Annotated in this window: 14 protein-coding genes; 3 read left to right on the top strand and 11 right to left on the bottom strand. The window is 48.1% G+C overall.

What is annotated here, in order from left to right:
* Positions 1 to 13: 13 nt before the first annotated feature.
* From IRJ16_RS18475 to IRJ16_RS18465, 3 genes are all read right to left on the bottom strand, one after another.
* On the bottom strand, positions 14 to 1312 hold the full coding sequence (locus IRJ16_RS18475; RefSeq protein ID WP_194113124.1) for a metallophosphoesterase: 1299 nt from the start codon (positions 1310 to 1312) through the stop codon (positions 14 to 16).
* 130 nt (positions 1313 to 1442) lie between these two features.
* Positions 1443 to 2951, bottom strand: coding sequence for a sigma 54-interacting transcriptional regulator (locus IRJ16_RS18470; protein WP_194113123.1), 1509 nt, complete (start codon positions 2949 to 2951; stop codon positions 1443 to 1445).
* Between the two features lie 145 nt (positions 2952 to 3096).
* The gene (locus tag IRJ16_RS18465) at positions 3097 to 4194 is read right to left on the bottom strand and encodes a vWA domain-containing protein (RefSeq protein WP_194113122.1); all 1098 of its coding nucleotides are present in this window, start codon (positions 4192 to 4194) and stop codon (positions 3097 to 3099) included.
* 202 nt (positions 4195 to 4396) lie between these two features.
* Here IRJ16_RS18465 and cdaA point away from each other — a divergent pair, with 202 nt between their 5' ends.
* Positions 4397 to 5185 (top strand): diadenylate cyclase CdaA, encoded by a 789-nt coding sequence (gene cdaA, locus IRJ16_RS18460; RefSeq protein WP_194113121.1) that lies wholly within the window; start codon positions 4397 to 4399, stop codon positions 5183 to 5185.
* 130 nt (positions 5186 to 5315) lie between these two features.
* On the opposite strand, the gene IRJ16_RS18455 is transcribed toward cdaA, so the two are convergent.
* The 5 genes from IRJ16_RS18455 to IRJ16_RS23055 form a co-directional block, all read right to left on the bottom strand.
* Positions 5316 to 5921, bottom strand: a complete 606-nt coding sequence (locus tag IRJ16_RS18455; protein WP_194113120.1) for an HAD family hydrolase — start codon at positions 5919 to 5921, stop codon at positions 5316 to 5318.
* A gap of 134 nt (positions 5922 to 6055) precedes the next feature.
* On the bottom strand, positions 6056 to 6415 hold the full coding sequence (locus tag IRJ16_RS18450) for an MmcQ/YjbR family DNA-binding protein (protein WP_194113119.1): 360 nt from the start codon (positions 6413 to 6415) through the stop codon (positions 6056 to 6058).
* Positions 6416 to 6460: 45 nt separating this feature from the next.
* Entirely contained in the window at positions 6461 to 7162 is a 702-nt protein-coding gene (locus IRJ16_RS18445; protein WP_194113118.1) for a LolA family protein, read from the bottom strand.
* Between the two features lie 181 nt (positions 7163 to 7343).
* Positions 7344 to 9989: an FtsK/SpoIIIE family DNA translocase gene (locus IRJ16_RS18440; RefSeq protein WP_194113117.1), complete on the bottom strand. Its 2646-nt coding sequence runs from the start codon at positions 9987 to 9989 to the stop codon at positions 7344 to 7346.
* Positions 9990 to 10206: 217 nt separating this feature from the next.
* On the bottom strand, positions 10207 to 10335 hold the full coding sequence (locus IRJ16_RS23055; protein WP_262893679.1) for a hypothetical protein: 129 nt from the start codon (positions 10333 to 10335) through the stop codon (positions 10207 to 10209).
* A gap of 222 nt (positions 10336 to 10557) precedes the next feature.
* Here IRJ16_RS23055 and IRJ16_RS18435 point away from each other — a divergent pair, with 222 nt between their 5' ends.
* Positions 10558 to 10986 carry an SRPBCC family protein gene (locus tag IRJ16_RS18435; protein WP_194113116.1) on the top strand — a complete coding sequence of 143 codons (429 nt, stop codon included), beginning with the start codon at positions 10558 to 10560 and terminating at the stop codon, positions 10984 to 10986.
* 148 nt (positions 10987 to 11134) lie between these two features.
* Here IRJ16_RS18435 and IRJ16_RS18430 read toward each other — a convergent pair whose 3' ends face one another.
* Complete coding sequence (locus tag IRJ16_RS18430) at positions 11135 to 13591, bottom strand: TonB-dependent receptor (RefSeq protein WP_194113115.1); 2457 nt, start codon at positions 13589 to 13591, stop codon at positions 11135 to 11137.
* A 177-nt stretch (positions 13592 to 13768) separates the two neighbouring features.
* Positions 13769 to 14119 carry a winged helix-turn-helix transcriptional regulator gene (locus IRJ16_RS18425; protein ID WP_194113114.1) on the bottom strand — a complete coding sequence of 117 codons (351 nt, stop codon included), beginning with the start codon at positions 14117 to 14119 and terminating at the stop codon, positions 13769 to 13771.
* Between the two features lie 102 nt (positions 14120 to 14221).
* Between IRJ16_RS18425 and IRJ16_RS18420 the strand changes: the two genes are divergently transcribed.
* A complete protein-coding gene (locus IRJ16_RS18420; protein ID WP_194113113.1) occupies positions 14222 to 14965 on the top strand; it encodes an SDR family NAD(P)-dependent oxidoreductase in 744 nt (247 codons plus the stop codon).
* A gap of 149 nt (positions 14966 to 15114) precedes the next feature.
* On the opposite strand, the gene IRJ16_RS18415 is transcribed toward IRJ16_RS18420, so the two are convergent.
* On the bottom strand, positions 15115 to 18360 hold the full coding sequence (locus IRJ16_RS18415) for a glycosyl hydrolase (protein ID WP_194113112.1): 3246 nt from the start codon (positions 18358 to 18360) through the stop codon (positions 15115 to 15117).
* Positions 18361 to 18597: the final 237 nt, after the last annotated feature.

Raw genomic sequence — 18597 nt, 5'->3', positions numbered from 1 at the left:
GCGGGTTGGTGGTTTATGCTTTAAGTGCTGGATCCTCGCCCGACCGTAATGTAAATATCGTGATCTCCGGCAAAATTCCAACCCTGCCCGGGAAACCTACATAACCATAACCCACATTCACATAGATCTGCTGTTGTTTCTCGCGGTACAGACCTGCCCATTCGGAATACAGATATTCAACGGGGCTCCATTGGAAATCATCGGTACGCACACCGAACTGCATGCCATGAGTATGTCCGGCAAATACCATATCTATTTGCGGATATTTAGCTACCACCTCGGCGCGCCAATGTGATGGGTCGTGGGAAAGGAGCAATTTTACAGGCAGATCATCGGTGTTTTTGACGGTCTGCTCCATGTTGCCGTATTTAGGGAAGCGGCTTAGCATCCCCCAGTTCTCCATCCCAAGGATGCCGATCTCTTCGCCGTCTACTTTCAGGCGGCGGTTCTCGTTCAGCATCAGGTCCCAGCCATAATTTTTGTGGATGGTCTTCATATCCTCGCGGTTCTTGCGGCGCGGTTCGCCGGTCAATTGCGAGTAGTCGCCGTAATCATGGTTACCCAAAATGGAAAATACACCTAACGGTGCTTTGATATCTTGAAAGATATCGTAAACATGCTTAACATCGGTGGCAACGTCATTTACCAGGTCGCCGGTAAAGAAGATCAGGTCGGCCTTCTCGCGTTGCAGCATTTCTACCCCGCCGCGGATGCGCACCCGGTCTTTACGACGCAGGCTACCCGTATGTATATCAGATATCTGCCCCAAGCGCAAGCCATCAAATTTTTTGGGCAGGTTGGGCAGGTACAAGTTCACCCTTTTGATGCGATAATCAAAACAGCCCAATTTATTCATTAACCCCGCTCCCATCCCCACGATCGGCACCGCGGTAGCCATAATGCCCGCCTGCATCAGGAAAGATGAGCGGCTGATCGGGGTTTGCTCGAGCGGTTTGGCGGGTTCGGACGTTGTAGTTTCTACAACAGGTTGCGGCTCTTTCTTGGTCCTTGCCCTGATGATCAGCCTGCGAATATCGTCGATAACCAGAAACGGCAGGAAGCAAAGTTTACTTGTTTGCGTGATAAAATACAACACCATGAACATGGCCCTGATACCGACCCCCAGTTTTACGTAAATACAACAGAGCAAGGCCACCTGTATGCCGATGCTGAAAGTCCAGTAAATGATCGGGAATAGCTTGCTGTGGACGAATTTTCGTTTTACAAATGCCGCCTTCAACCCGTGGAAAAGGTAGGCATCGATCAGTAAAAGGACTGCACCAACTAAGAGTTGGATGAAGAGGCTATGCATGCATTAGTTTTAAACGTCATTGCGAGGAACGAAGCGATCTCTACGTAAGCAGAGCGGGTTTGCTAATCCGACCTCTGATCGTAATGATCGCTTCGTTCCTCGCAATGACGGGGTGTTTTATATTTTACGACTAATATCTGTCATTATCCAGATCCAGGTCGTCATCGTCATCGGGTTGCAAGTTAAATAAACTGTCAAACATATCCGAGAAAGCGAAACCGTTATCCAGGAAACCTTTGTTCAGTTGCGAGAACTCGGCCAGGCCGTGTAGGATAAATTCCATTAATAACAACTGTTGATTTTCGCTCAGTTTAGGGTGGAAGCTCTTTACAACATCCTTTAATCCATTTACAGAGTTCAAAGCTTCTTTATATTCACGGGCCGGCAATCCATCAACCAAAGCTAAATTGTTAGCATCGCCGAACCAGGCGGTAACCGCGCCGTAAGGGTTTGCCTTTTTAGATTTTTTAGCTTTCTCCGGATCAGGGAAGTATTGCAGCATTAAGGTCTTGATGGCCTTGCCTAATAAGATATTGGCAACCTTAGCCGGACCTTCTAACTCACCCTCGTAAACCAACTCTATTTTACCGGTGATGGCCGGGATGACACCAAGGAAATCTGAAATGCGGACAAAAGTATTCTTCTCGCCGTTGATCAGCATACGGCGTTCGGCATTACTGATCAGGTTCTCGTATGATGATATGGTCAAACGGGCAGACACGCCGGATTTTTTATCGATGTACTCCGAGTTACGTGCCTCGAACGCGATCTGCTCTACCAGGTCTTTTACTAATCCATCAGCTTCTATGTTGGCTTTTTGCGATTCGGTCAGCGATGCCTCCTGTTGGGTGATCTTGCGCGATATCTCTACCGAGCGCGGGTAGTGCGTCAATATCTGACTTTCGATACGGTCCTTTAATGGGGTAACGATAGAACCACGGTTGGTATAATCTTCAGGGTTGGCGGTGAACACAAATTGGATATCCAGTGGCAGGCGCAGTTTAAAACCACGGATCTGGATATCCTTCTCTTGCAGGATATTGAACAGCGAAACTTGAATACGTGCCTGTAGATCGGGTAATTCGTTGATCACGAATATACCACGGTGCGCGCGCGGGATCAGACCGAAATGCAGTACGCGTTCATCAGAGTAGGTCAGTTTCAATGTGGCTGCCTTGATCGGGTCCACATCACCGATCAGGTCGGCAACGGTAACATCCGGCGTGGCCAGTTTTTCGGTATAGCGCTCGCTGCGGTGTATCCAGCCGATAGGCGTTTTATCGCCATGTATCTCTATTTGGCTGGAACCATACCAGGATATCGGCGCCAAAGGGTCATCAAATAATTCTGAACCCTCAATGTAGGGCACATACTCATCCAGTAAGTTCACCAGCAAACGGGCTATACGGGTTTTAGCCTGCCCGCGCAGACCTAATAATAAGATGTTGTGGCGCGATAAAATAGCCGTCTGCAGATCCGGGATAACCGTATCCTCGTAACCAACGATGCCCTCAAAGCCACCCTCTTTCTTTTGTAATTGGATGGTCAGGTTATCACGTAACTCTTCTTTAACGCTACGGCTTTTGTAACCGGTAGCCTTTAACTCGCCTAATGTTTTTATAGATAGTAATTTGCTCATTGTTCTTGATTAGTCCGGAAGTCCGCGTAAGTCGGAAAGTCCGGAAGCTTTTATTATTATAGGTTTAACTGATGATGTTTTCCAGTCCTTCTAACTTCGAAACTATTCTCCGTCTTTCGGACTTTCGGTCTTCCCGACTATCGGACTATCTAACAGTTTTTCTTCTATTACGGATATAATCCTCAAAAATATATTCACCCAATCCATTCAAAGAGCTATAAAAAGCTTTACCGCCATTGGTCTCCGTAAACTTGCGGACGAACTGTTGCAGGTAAGGGTCCTTGGCGATCATAAAAGTGGTGATCGGTATTTTTAGGCGTTTGCATTGCGCGGCCATGGTGAGTGTTTTATTCACCACTTTACGGTCAAGGCCGATGCTGTTCTTGTAATATTTCGTGCCTTCTTTTAAGCAGGTCGGCTTACCGTCCGTGATCATAAAGATCTGCTTGTTGCTGGTCTTGCGACGGCGTAGGATGTCGGTCGCCAGTTCCAGACCGGCATAAGTATTGGTGTGGTACGGGCCTACTTGCAGATAAGGCAGGTCTTTTAACGTGATCGGCCAGGCATCGTTACCGAAAACTACGATGTCCAAAGTGTCTTTAGGATATTTGGTACGGATCAGTTCGGCCAAAGCCATAGCAACTTTTTTGGCAGGGGTGATACGGTCCTCGCCGTACAGGATCATAGAGTGCGATATATCGATCATTAGCACAGTAGAGGTAAGGGTCTTAAAGTCCATTTCCTCCACTTCCAGATCGCGCTCGGTCATCATAAAATCGCCGATGCCGTGGTTGACCTGCGCGTTGTGGATCGATTGGGTCATATCGATCTGGTCCAAACTGTCACCGAACTGGAACTCGCGGCGTTCGCTGTTACGCTCGTCGCCCTGTCCCGATTTTGGCGAGCGGTGGTTACCTCGCCCCGACTTTTTCAACTTACCAAAGATCTCTTCCAAAGCCGAACTGCGGATGCTTTGCTCGGTCTTGGCCGTGATCGCGAACTCCCCGCTCTGGTTATCCTCGTTCAGATAGCCTTTTTGCTTCAGTTCGTCTATAAAATCACCCATGCCGTACTCGTCGTTGGTGATGTTGTATTGCTTATCCAATTCGTTCATCCAGGCCAAAGCTTCGCCTGCATCGCCGGAGGTGTAGTTAAGCAATTCTAAAAATAATTTCAATAATTCATCGAATCCGCCTTTTTCTATTTGGCGGGGAGTGAACTTAGAAAATCCAAAACCTCTCATGGTAGCCCTTTCTATTATAAAGGAACGGATATTTTTCCTTAAATGTTTAGGGGTATACTCTAAAATTAGCTGGCTATGACAAAGCCATTCTAAAGCTAAGTGTTGCGCGGGCAAAAAGTTCATCGCCGACCAAGCTTCGGTATTCCTAAAAGCTTTCTGCTTTGGTCTTTTCGCTTTAAGCTATTTCAATTAACTTCGTAGCATGCTGATGATGGACCTCAATTTCCCAAAGTTCAATTTCCTGTCGGTGGTAGATGTACTGCTGGTGGCTTTTCTTATTTATCAGCTTTATAATTTGATCAAAGGGACCATTGCTGCCAATATCTTTATCGGCGGATTGGTACTTTGTGTGCTTTACTTCGCGGTTGAGAAATATCTTACCCTTACCGCTTTTATGCTTGGCAACTTCATTAAAGTTGGTGGGATAGCTATATTGATCGTTTTTCAGCAAGAGATACGCCGCTTCCTGTTACTGGTGGGTAAAAATGCATCGCTGCAACGCAACCGCGAGTGGTGGCGTTACTTCTTTGGCAAAAAAGAGGTAGAGAAAAATAACTACGCCCGCATTAAACCGATCATCGACGCGGCCAAAAGCATGAAGGCCACCAATACCGGCGCATTGATCGTTTTTGTAAAATATTACGATGAGCAACTTTACCAGAACAGTTGCGAAATGATGGAGGCCAAGATCAGCAAACGCCTGTTAGAGAGCATCTTTCAAAAACATAGTCCGCTGCACGACGGGGCTGTGATCATAGCCGGCAACAAGATCAAATCAGCCAGTTGCATTTTACCCTTAACCGACAAGACCGATCTGCCTGCCCAATTTGGCTTGCGCCACCGTGCCGGCATTGGCGTCACCGAAGCAAACGATGCCACCGCCATCATCATATCCGAAGAGACCGGCGAGATATCCTACGCCAAACAAGGCCGCGTAAAAGCCAACATCAGCTTTGCGGAGTTGGAGAAATTGCTGAATAAGGATTTTTAATATCCCCAATTTGTCCCTAATACTGGCTTCAATTTGTAACTGAAGCCTCGCGATGTTGACAGTCTTCGACTGTCGAAAGTCACAGACTTTCATTTATCCATAGGCTTCAGTTACAAACTGAAGCCAGTATTTACAATATCCCTCTCTCCCTCAACTCCCCCCCCAACTCCTCAGCTCCCACAAAAAGTATCGACGGTATTCCCATCGCCTCAGCCGCTTTCACATTGCGCAAGTTGTCGTCGATGAATAAACATTCTTCGGGTTTAAGCTGATAACGGTCCAACATGATCTGATAAAACTCAGGAAAGGGTTTGCGTGTTTTTTCAATGCCAGATACCACCACGCCATCAAACTGGTTCAATACTTCGTAACGCTCCTGAGCGATCACAAACGTCTCGGCCGACCAATTGCTGAGGGCCAGCATTTCGTATTTGCCGCTTGCTTTCAGTTGCTGAAAGATTTTTTCAGTTCCCTCGATAACGCCGCCCAGCATTTCTTCCCAACGGCCGTAATAAGCGCGGATGTTGGCTTCATGTTCAGGATGTTGGGCTACCAAAATATCGGTACCTTCCTGTAACGAACGGCCCATGTCCTGTTCCTCGTTCCAATCCATGGTGGTAATATTGCTGAGGAAGTATTTCATCTCATCCTCACTGGCGAAGAGTTGTTTATACAGATGGTGCGGATTCCAGTCGATCAGCACAGCACCGAGGTCGAATACAATGGCTTTGGTCATGGGATAAAGGTAAGAGTTTGAGGCAAAATGCAGGGGACTCCCGATCGTGATAGCGTGTTAAATTTAGTTAAACACGAATTTTCTTTGATCGATGCGAATTACACGAATTTTAGAATGGACCGCTATGATCTATCTTACCGCGGATGTTCTTCAATATACACTTGCAGCATCCGCTTCGGCGCACATTCCTTCCATGCTTGGGTCAAAACATTGCTAAGGGTTTCTTCGGATGTGGTTTGCAAGTTCAGCAATACGTAGGAGTATTTGAAATAATGCGGTTCGATGAAGAACACTTCGGGCTCAGCCTGCATCCAAACGTCGCGATTATCGCTATGGATGGCTACCGACACGCCATCCTCGCGTACGCGAGCTAACAATTTCTTCTTGACACGGAAGCCGGGCGTGTTGTGCAGGCTGTATTCTTCTACGCCGGGTAAAGAAAGCAGGATCTTGCGGACGATGTTGAGCCAGTGGAGGGTGTCGAAACGCTGCATACATTCTAAAGATAGCAGATCATCCTCACATTTATACATCCAAAACTACCTCAGATCATTCACCCCTACACCCGGATGTGCCACTTTATCAAAAACAAAGGTAGCGTCGCCGATCTTTACGTTGGGGACGACCTTGGTAAGCGTATAAGTATAATGGCTACCGTTACGGTCGAAGATCACGGCGTTGTATAACTGTTGTTTGGCTTTATCAATAAACAACTTGATCTTAAAGAAAGAACTTTTTTCATCCTCCGGACTCAGTTCTACCGCCTGATAAATTTTGCCATTCATCTTTTGCTCGCCGGTGTAAAGGTATTTGTAACCTTTCTCGTACATGGTGAAAAGCGTGGCCGGGTTCATTGCGTCGGGGCTTTTGCTTACGTTGTCTATCTGTACTTCCTTATCACGTTTAGTATAGGTCCACTGGATCTTGCCGTCGTTGTAGATCTCTTGCGCAATGTCAGTCTTGTTAGCCGGGTCGTACAAGGTCACTTTATATTTACCTGTTTTAGTGGCTGTGATCAACGTACCGGCCTGGGTATGCTTAGGGCTTTGCGGTATTTCTATGGTAAAAGTAAAATCCGTCATGATAGAGCCGTAGCTGCGGTATTTGGCACTCACCTGTTTTAGGATAGCTTTGGCTTTATCATCCTTACCGGTTGCCATGGCCTTTGGATCTTGTTTTTGGGCCGATGTCTGGTTAATGCCTACGAACAAGAGGAATATATATATGCTGATCTTTTTCATTTGAATGGTTAATGTTTGTTGGATGGGTTTTGTTTGGATAGGTTTAACTACTAAGCACGTCATTGCGAGGAACGAAGCAATCTCTACGTTAGCAGGGCGGCTTTGCTTATCCGACCTTAAAGTGTAGAGATTGCTTCGTTCCTCGCAATGACGTTAGTTGTGAAGGGAGGTTAGGAAGAGGCTACGCTCCCCCCTTCGCCAATTCCTCTAAATGTCTTTCCAAACTATATTCATCAGGATACAAAACATCACGTGCTTTGCTACCCTCGAACGGCCCGACAATACCGGCCGCTTCCAACTGATCTATAATGCGGCCTGCACGGTTATAACCCAGTTTCAGTTTCCGTTGAATAAGCGAGGTAGATCCTTGCTGATGCAAAACGATCAAACGGGCGGCATCCTCAAACATTGGGTCGCGATTATCCGGGTCGTACTCTTTAGCGCTGCTGCTGGCTTCTCCTTCGCCCACAAATTCAGGCAATAGTAAAGCCGATGGGTAACCGCGTTGCTCGCCAATATAATCGGCTATTTTTTCTACCTCAGGGGTATCAACAAATGCGCACTGGATACGGATAAGGTCGCTGCCCGTAGCCAGCAACATATCACCGCGACCGATCAGTTGATCTGCACCACCTGCGTCAAGGATCGTGCGCGAATCTATCTTAGACAATACCCTGAACGCCAAACGCGCCGGGAAGTTAGCCTTAATGGTACCCGTAATAATATTAACCGACGGGCGCTGTGTAGCGATCACCAAGTGGATACCAATGGCACGGGCCAGCTGGGCCAAACGCGCTATTGGCGTTTCCACCTCTTTACCGGCGGTCATCATCAGATCGGCAAACTCGTCGACAACTAACACGATAAATGGTAAAAAGCGGTGTCCCTCGGTCGGGTTAAGTTTACGGTTAACAAATTTGGTATTGTATTCTTTCAGGTTACGCACGCCCGCATCTTTCAGCAGGTCATAACGCTGGTCCATCTCTATACAAAGCGAGTTGAGCGTATTCACCACCTTTTTGGTATCGGTGATGATCGCGTCGGCTTCATCGGGCAGTTTGGCTAAGAAGTGGCGCTCTATCTTGCGGAACAAGGTCAGCTCCACCTTTTTAGGATCCACCAACACAAACTTCAGTTCGGCCGGGTGCTTTTTGTAAAGCAAAGACACCAGGATGGCATTGATACCGACCGATTTACCCTGACCTGTAGCACCCGCGACAAGTAAGTGGGGCATCTTAGCCAGATCGGCAATAAATACCTCGTTGCTGATGGTCTTACCCAGGGCTATCGGCAGGTCCATGGTATTGTTCTGCCATTTTTCTGTAGCCAACACCGACCGCATAGACACCATCTCCGGGTGTTGATTAGGCACCTCGATACCGATAGTACCCTTACCCGGCATTGGCGCAATGATACGGATACCTAAGGCCGCTAAGCTCAGTGCGATATCATCCTCCAGATTTTTGATCTTAGATATACGCACCCCTGGCGCGGGGATGATCTCGTACAGCGTCACCGTTGGGCCAATGGTGGCTTTGATCTTGTCTATCTCAATGTTGTAGTGGTTCAGCGTCTCAACGATCTTGTTTTTGTTAGCCTCCAACTCGTCGCTGTTTACCGATATCTTGTTAGATCCGTAATTCTCTAACAGATCAACATGCGGGTATTTATAGCTCGATAGGTCCAGCTTAGGATCAAAAGTACCGAACTGCTCAACCAGCGCGTTGGCAACCTTTTTAGGGTCGCTTTCTTCTATCGCGGTCACCGGCGTTGGGCGGGCCGTCTCTACCTCTAAAGGTATCTCGGTCTCGTCAACCGGCTCGTCATCTGCAACCACCGGGTCGGGGGTTAAGGTCACCGGCTCGTGGCGCATGGTGTTCTCTACCTCAAAACTGGTGCTACGCGGCACTACGGTCTCTTTTTCAACCTCCAAATTTACAGGGCGCACACTTACATTAGGCTGCTGCAAACGTTCCTGATTGGTTTGGATCGGCACATGTTGCTTACCGTTCTTTTTCCATTCTACAGGTTCAAATATCTCCTCGTCCACCAGTTCTACATTACGCGGAACGATGTCGGTATCTTCTTCGTCATCCTCTAAAGCAACTTCCTTAGGCTTACGCTCGGGCAGTTTAAAGTCGATGTTATAAGCGATCACCAAAAAGGTCAGTAATACGAATATCAACCCAAAGCCTACACCCGACTCACCGATCTGTGCCGCCAGTAACCGGTTACTCCAAAAGCCAAATTGCCCTTCCAGATAGTGCGCGTAGTCACTTACAAAAGCGTGGATAAAACCAATGGTCAGGGATATAAATACCAGTCCAAAAAACGCGTAACCAAAGGTCTTCAGGATAGAATATATCCTCACCTTAAATAACAACCGATAGCCGATGATAAAGAACACCCCCACAAAAATGAACGATGCCACGCCAAACCACTCGTATATAAATTGGTTAGCCAGCAACGCGCCAAATTTGCCCAGCCAGTTATCAACCACCGGGTCTTTAACACCGCTGTCCATCAACTCCTTGGTGGTTTTAAAAAGATTGCTCCAACCGCCGTTGGCCTCGGCCACGTAGCTCTGGTCTTCCTGCCAGGTGAACAGGTATGATGTAAAGGCGATCAGGAAAAATATCGACGACACCAGGCAGAACAAGCCCAGTATCTTGATCAGCTTGCCGCTCTCAAAAGTCAGCGACGGCATCTCCATCCGCGACCGCTCCGTGCGCGGCGCGCGCTCCCCTCCGCTACGCGGTTTACTGCCGCGCGGCTCATTCTCACCCTTTAAAGTATTCGTCTTGAACTGGTTTCCTTTTATCGGCATCCTATATGCAATATAGGGCAAATATAATTTATTTAGTATTTCAGATGCCCCATTTCAGATGTTTCTTTTGAGGCGGTTTTGAAAACGAAAGGTCCGGGTTATATGGTCGCCGCAGTCCCGTCATCCGCTGCAACTCCTCGCCGGCCGCCACACTCGTCCTTCACATACTCCGGGGTTTCCGCTGCTACCGGGTTTAGATTGAAGGATGGTGCTAATATCACCATAGCTCCCACGCTCTTCCTTTCCCGACAGTGGCACGGCTTCGGGTGAGGTGGTCAAATGCGTTGGGCGTGTGCGCGCCCGGGCGTTGACCGCCTGCAGGGTAAAGGCTTGTGCGTAGAAGCATTGGCACTATTCTGATCTTGGTTCTTTTATCAGGAAAAGAACGGCGTGTGCATAGCGAAGATGCAAATTGTCTCGCAAACGGAAGACAAATGGATATCCTACCAATATCCCTCTGTCGCGATCCGACCCCAAATTTGTCTTAACCAACCCCTACTCCACAAATACCGAATACGCATATTTGTATTATCTGCTTAGCAGACAGACACCATTAAAACCGATCAAAATGAAAGACCTGCAATTCCACGCGACCATCAACGCGCCAAAACAAAATGTATGGGATACCATGCTCGACCGCGAAACTTATAAAGAATGGACAGGCGCCGCCTGGCCGGGATCTGACTATGAAGGCACCTGGAAAAAAGACACCGAGATCCGCTTTGGCGGCCCGGACGGCTCGGGCATGCTGGCAAAGGTGACCGAATTCGAATTATATGATACCATTACCTTACAACACAATGCCGTATTAGACAAGGGCGGTGTTGTAGCTATGGACTTAAACGCAACCCCGGGCATTGAGCAATACGTTTTTGCTGAAAATAACGGAGTTACCGAGCTGACCATCAACCTGCGAATAGATGAAGAATGGGCAGAGATGTTCGAGAACGACTGGCCGATCGCTTTGGCTAAGCTAAAAGAGGTTGCAGAGCGGTAGGCTTCCTGCATCCCTCCTTGGGGAGGGGCGCGATAGGTAGTGAAGTGGCAGGGAGGGGTTAACGTTGATGCATATCGACTAACCCCTCCCTGCATTTGCGCACGATCTGCCCGCCCCTCCCCGAGGAGGGATTTAGAAAAACAACAGATCAAAAATAAAATATCGCCTTCAAGCCAATATTCCTGCCCATGTTATAGATCCCGGTGTAGCCTGTTGGCGATGCTCGGTAGTACTCAAAATACTTCAACCTGTTCAGGTTAGATTGATAGGCCACATCAAACATGTTCTGCGCCTGCAACAGCAGGTCGCATAAACCCTTGCCTGCCTTGTTTTTGAACGTCCCACCAACGGCCATATTGATCAGCGTGTAACCTGCCGCAAAGGTCTCGGTATCGTCCAGCGCGTAAAAACGGGTTTGAGCATCGTACATATCGGCTTCTACTTTAAAGAATGGTTTGTTCAACCCGATCATCCGCTTAGGCGCGGTCAGCTTTATTTCAGACCTTGCGTGCAACGGTGGGATAAATGGCAGATACTTAGCTTGGTCGCCGTAGCGGTCCAGTAATTGTTGGTTTTTATTTAAGCCGATCACCAGGGCCACGCTGTTATTAAAATTTAGCCAGGGCATTTTGGTGGGGTGCAGGTTAACGGTCAGTTCGCCACCATATAAGCGTGCGGCGGATTGCTGGTATTGATAGGTCAAGTTACCCGGAACGATCACTACCGGATCGCCGTTGGCATCGGTCAGCCGTGACTGATAAATAAAATTATCGATCTGGTTATTAAAAACCTCCAGGCTAATGTCGGCATCTTTCAGATAAGCCATCACGCCGACATCCTGTTGCAGGTTAAACTCGGGGTTAAAGTTACGGTTGCCTAAATAAACAATGTGCGCACCGGGATCCAGTCCGTTGGAACCCACCTCGGTAATATTGGGGGCACGGTAACCCCGGGAAATGTTAGCCTTCAACAACAACCGTTCGTTAATATTATAAGTAGCGCCCACACTACCGGATATGCCGGTGTAACGATTACTGAACGCCGGGAATTGCAGATCGGCACCGGCCGTACCCGCGTTCACCTTTTGGCCAAAACCCGTTTGCGGGTTAGTGCCTACATAAAAGTCGTTCCAACTGATGTTGCGGTTATCATACCTTACGCCGCCCGACACATCGAATTTACCCATGGTCCGCTTGGCGAAAAGGTAAGCACCTGCATCGAACAATTGATGGTCCGGTATCGGGAAATCGGTACCGTTGCGGCTGCTGTTGTGCTGATACATCCCGTTCGATCCGATGGTGCTTTCGATGCCGTGGATCGGGGCCAGATTATATTTCAGATCGTAGTTCAGCGTATTCAAAACCACATACAAACCCGGCTGACTCGTCACCGTAGGGTGATTATACTCGCGGCGCACACTCTGCTGACCGCCCAGCATCAAGTTAATGGTGCCATCTTTCACTTTAAATTCGGATGTGCTGTAAACGCGGTAATGCTGTATCCTCTGATGCAGGGCGGCAATACTGTAATTATTCAGCCTGCTGTTCGGGACGATCGGCCTGTTGGTAATATCATCCCCTGCGTCCAACACCTGTTTGGTAAAACGGCGGCTCAGCGAGTCGCGGCTACCGTCGGGGATCTCTTGCCTGTTGTCGTAAATGGTCGCGGCTATTTTGCTGGATCCCCAAGGCTTATCGACCCGGGCACTGGCCGAAAAGTTGTATTCTTTGTAGGCCGTGCCATAAACAAAGCCATCAATGCGGTTGGTATAGTTATGCGCTTGCTTAGATGTCGCTCTGAACGAATATTTCCAATCCGTCTTCCTGAAACTAAAACCTAAGGACGAACCCAGCAGACCGTTATTACCCTGATAGTCCAGCGCTACATCGCCGCTCATTTTGCCGTCCTGATATTCGGGTTTGGCAGGGATCAGGTTGATCACGCCGGCCACCGCGTCCGACCCGTAGATCAAACTTGCCGGACCTTTAACCACCTCGGCTCTGCCAATGCCGTATTGATCGATCTCGATGCCGTGCTCGTCGCCCCATTGCTGGCCTTCCTGACGCAAGCCGTCGTACAAGGTCAGTACCCGGTTATAGCCCAACCCACGGATGAACGGTTTAGAGATATTTGGCCCCGTGGTGACCGCGCTCACACCCGGCACACCTTTTACCACCGCATCTATCAGGTTGGTATTGGTGTTCTGATCCATCATCTTTTTGCTCATTACCGCTACCGATACCGGGTTTCGCCTTAACTCTACCGCCCGGCTTGATCCGGTCACGGTCACCTCGTTCAGTTGCGAGCCTTCCCCGTCAAGGACAATATTTGAAATATTGTTCGTGCCCGCTTTCAGGTCGACCTTTACTTCCTGCTTTTGATAACCGATAGCCGATATCAACAATACTCGGCTGCCCTCCGGGGCATTTTTTATCTGGAATTTGCCCTCCGCGTCGGTACTACCGCCCAGGCTGGCACCCTTGATCACAACCGATGCATAAGGAACAGGTTTACCTTCGGCAGTGACCTTACCCGTCACCAGGGCAGTTTGCGCTTGCAGCCTTAAGGCGCAGAGGATGAGAAAAGTAGTAGACAATATTTTCATAGGTTGATGTAGTTCTAAATTACAATTCAAATGTAGTCAAAATTATAATTTAGATAAGCCTAAATTATAATTTTTGTTTTTATGAATGTAAATTTAGATAACGCACCTATAACCTATACGGGGCAAGCAAAAATATTAGAGTGGCCGCAGGCTTATTTACGATCAGGTCATCGTTTATCAGCTGCCCACGATCACATCCCGGTGTTTCTTTCCCCAAGCGGCAAGGTCATGGATGATGCCTTGTAATGTCCAGCCGTATTCGGTCAGGTTATAATGGACGGTCACGGGTTGGGTATCCTGCACGTTCCGCTTGATCAGTTTATTCTGTTCTAATTCTTTCAGCTCTTTGCTTAGCATCTTGTTGGATATACCATTGAGGTCGCTCAATATGTCAGAAAATCGCCTTTGGTTATAATAACAAAGAGACGATATAATGGATATCTTCCATTTACCGCTTAATACGTCCATCGCATCGTGAATGGCCATGATCTCGGTTTTGTGCCCCGGATGGCAAACATAGTCGGTCATAAGTTACCTGGTTACTCAAATGTTACTGTTACTTTTAGTTACAAAGTAACTAAAATAAATCTATATGCTGTAAGTTTGTGCCGTTAACTAATGAAAATTAAAATGAATTTCAACAACAAGAACGTAGTAATAACCGGCGGAAGCACCGGTATAGGCGCAGCAACCGCCAAAGCATTTATTAACGCCGGTGCGACTGTATGGATCACCAGCCGGAGCGCTGCCAACTTACAAAAAGTAGCTGCAGAGATCAACAGCCCAAATTTAAAGACGGTAGTTTCAGACACATCCACTTTAGATGGGATAACTATCTTGGAGAAAGCTATAGCGGACAGCGGCAGTAAGTTAGATGTACTTTTCCTTAACGCCGGGATAGCGACATTTGCGCCGATAGAACAAGCCACCGAAGCTGATTTTGACGCACAGTTCAATACCAACGTGAAGGGGTATTTCTTCACCCTTCAAAAACTCATTCCACATTTAGCAGATGGTTCGGCTGTGATATTCACGTCGTCAACCGTTGCTACGGCTAACAATTTAGGCACCAGTGTATATTCGGCTACTAAAGGAGCAGTGAACAAGATCGCACAGATAGCCGCAAATGAATTAGCGCCCAGAAATATCCGTGTTAATATCATCAGTCCCGGACCTATCCAAACACCTGGCTTAGAGGGCGCAGTACCAGCCGAAGCTAAACCATTATTAGCAGCAGCCACCGCGTTACAGCGTATTGGCGATCCAAGTGAAGTTGCTAATACCGTTCTATTTTTAGCATCTGACGCGGCAAGTTTTATCACCGGGACAGAGTTGGTGGTTGATGGCGGTTACCTTACTTACGGGTTAAAGTAAGGTTTTTCCTAAATTCCCTCCTTGGGGAGAGGCGGGCCGGAAATGAGCGGTAGCAGGGAGGGGTTTGCCACGATGTATATCGGCGAACCCCTCCCTGCCATTTCAGCACAACCTCTCTCATCCTTCCCCAATGAGGGATCTAAAACATGTTAATACTTCACCACCTCTAACTTCACCGGTCCTACCAATCCCGAAGTCTGCAGGCCACTATTCGGCCTGTAAGGGTTATGATATAGCGATGTTGGGCGTTGCTCGGCAGGCATTTTACTATCGCCGATCAACCGATTGACCCAACTGTTGGTCACTTTTATCTCTAACTCGTTATCGCCGGATTTAAGGGCTTTGGTAATGTCGACTTTATACGGAGCGGTCCATACTCCGCCAACATCTACGCCGTTCACTTTTACTTTGGCAATGGCGGTCACCGTACCCAGATCTAAAAACACTTTAGTACCTGCTGCCTGTTTGTCCAGCTTAAAGTTTTGGTAGTATCTGGCCGATCCCGAATAGTACTTGATGCTATCTACCGGGCTTTTGCTCCAATCCATCAGTTCGGTAAATTTCACGGTCTGCTTTGGTCCGCGCATGTTCGGGTCAAAGTTTACCAGCCACGAGCTATTGATTTTTACGGTTTGCGTCGCTACCGGGAAGTTCTCTTTTGCTCCTGTCGGCTTACCTTTTTTGCGGAAGATCACAAAGGCGCTGCCAGTTCTGTCCAGTTCCATTGGCACAACGGTACCGTCGGTGCTTTGGGTGAAAGCGGGCAGGTCACGGATGCTGCCGGTTACCGGGTCCCACAATTCGGGCACCATGCCGTTCACTTTAAAGCGGGCATCAAATTTTGCCGGGGCATCTTTTTGGTTGGATATAAAGTAAGCCTCACCGTCCGTCAGTTTACGATGGATGTACAGGATATCATTGCTCCCGCTGATAAAGTCTGGTTTCACTTTGATATGGTCCAGCGCTTCTTGCATGGTCATGCCGTCCATCACCAAACCTTTGCCATATTTATTCACCTTGACTGACCTGCCATCAACCTTACCCCACAGCTCAGCCGCCAGTGCCTGCACCTGCTTATCTGCCGCACCGTAGTTAGCCAAACTCGGCGAGCGCGACGGCCTTGGACCAAGTACTATCGCGCCTTGCATAACCAATTCTTTGATCTTGGTCAACAGTTCCGGACGGATGGTTTCCAGTTTTGGTAGCACCAATACGCCATAGCTTAAACCATCGGGCAGGGTCAACCGACCGTTAATTACCTTTAGGCGGGTCTTGATCACCTCGCCGTTAATATAATCATAAGAGTATCCTTTTGGCATTTCGGGGTCGCGGCCGCCGGTCATTTTTGGGGCATCCTCGCTGATGAAATAAGCGACATCGGCCACATACCGTCCTTGCTGCAGCATCATATTGCAACGTTTTAGGTATTTGATAAAGATATCCATATCATAAAACCAGGTATTATTGCGGTTAAATTCCGCCCCAAAGCCCGCGTTAACACCCGGTACTTTAGCATCATCAGGCTGCTCTATGTACACGTGCATCAATGTGTTGTTAATGCCCTCGGTAAAGAACCTGTCGGCACGTTGTTTCATTTTGGCTGGATAACGGGAAAATGCCGGATCGCCACTGGTGAATGATTCGGCCGATACCTTGGTCTTGCCATAAATATGTGCCGCCGATGATGCCGCCCTGTTCTCGATATCGCCCAGCATGCCTACGCTCCAAAACTCGCCGCCTATCTCGTCGCTTTGTCCGCCGTATTGCAAAAACTCCCCGGGGAAACCCCAGTGTCCATAATTCTCTAACCAGGTACGCAGTCCGTGTTTATGACTTATATCGCGCAGGCCACCTACGTAATCATAAGCCACTTTATCGGCAATCAAACGCCTTACATCCCAAAGAAACCTGTCCGACCTATCCTGGCTACCTACCACTTTGCCCTGCATCACAGGTATGTATGGTGTTGGGTCGTATTTATAGGTAGTTTTAAAGTCGGCAATAAAGCTATCGGTCCAGTTCTGTCCGCCGGTCTCGTAGCTGTCCTGCACGGTCACTTTAAAGGTTTTGCGGTCGGCAGCAGGGATCCGTCTTAATATTTCGCCTAAATAAGCGTCAAAATGCGCTTCGATGTGTTTGCGGCTCATCTTATCGGCCTCCAGACCCACGCCCTCGGGCGATGCGGGGCCATTTTTCACCTGGGTAGGTGTCATGCCGGTGCGTTCGATCACCCAATTGCCGGCAGGGACGGTCCAGTTCAGTGAGCCATCAGCAGTCAGGAATTTAGAGATATCGATCACCTTTGCGTGATCTATCACCAAACGCTGATCATCCACAACAGGTTGCGCTTTCCATTGGTAAGCATCCCAATAAGGGAACGGCGTTTGCCACATTTTGGCTAAGGTCTTTTCGATATAATCTTCCACCATCGGTGTCGATGATATCTTCACTTCTGCTATACCGGAGCCATTTTGCACCTTATCAAAAACGATCCTGAAATTTTTTGACGACGTTGCCGGGATAGAGATCGCGCCTGCACCATAAGGCTTAAAACCAACGTTAAGGTCGCGGTTGGTACGGTCAATGTTGAAATGTCTGATGGTTTTAAAGGTGCCGTCAGCATCGGCGGCCAAGATGTCGCCCTCTAAACGTGTCGGGTTGGCGGTCGGGGTGATGGTGACGCTGCGGGCGGTGTAGTTACCATCAGTAACGATATCTAAAGTATATTTTTTGCCATTTTTAAATTTGATGCCGGTAGCATCGTTACGATCGCTGACCTGTTCGATGCCGTCCAACTCAGGCGAGATACTCACCTTTGGTTTCAGGTTAAATATATCGGCCGCGAAATCATCACCTACCGGATAAGCGATCACCTGCACATCCTGAAAATCTTTATGGGGCTGCGCAAGTTTTGCTTTGTAAGCTAACGGACCTTTCACCAATACCTCAGACGATGCCAAATAACGCATCGCCTGACCCGGCTTCACCCATGGTCCACCCGACTGGCTCCAACCCGGACTATTAAAGATACCTATCTCGATATTCAATCGCGTAGCCGTTTTCAAAGCCAGGTGCATGATCTGCCACCACTCGTCGGTAAATATCTTTACTTTGCCATATGGCGTATCGTCCAAACCAATATTACCAATAAAAGCCCGGTTGATACCCACCTTTTTCATCGACTCCAGATCCTTCACCACGCCCGACTTTGAGATATTGTCGGATATCCAATACCAATAAACGCTGGTCTGAATATCGGCAGGAGCGGTAATAAATCCGGTCTCGACCGACCTCATGGGGCTGGCTGTTTTTTTTAGTTGCGCGATAGTTTGGTTATAGCTGATAGCGGCGACCGAACACAGTGCTAACGTGAATATTTTGCGGCTTAACTTCATGTAGTAAGATGTGGTTTTGTATTGGTAGGACAATATAAGGAGCGGATAAGGAATAGCCGTCACCTACTGTCCGAATGGAATGAAAGATATTTTTTCTGTAGAGACGCGACACCTCGCGTCTAAGGTTTTGCAGGTCGACTATGTAATTCGGTTCACTATTGCAATGGTGAACCTTCGTGGTGCGAGACACGAGTTATCGTGTCTCTACGAAAGAACAGAGCAATACAAATATAAAGA

The sequence above is a fragment of the Mucilaginibacter myungsuensis genome (assembly GCF_015222005.1).
GTDB classification, from domain to species: domain Bacteria; phylum Bacteroidota; class Bacteroidia; order Sphingobacteriales; family Sphingobacteriaceae; genus Mucilaginibacter; species Mucilaginibacter myungsuensis.
Note: the sequence above shows the minus strand (reverse complement) of the source record. Positions and strands in the feature narration are given on the sequence as shown.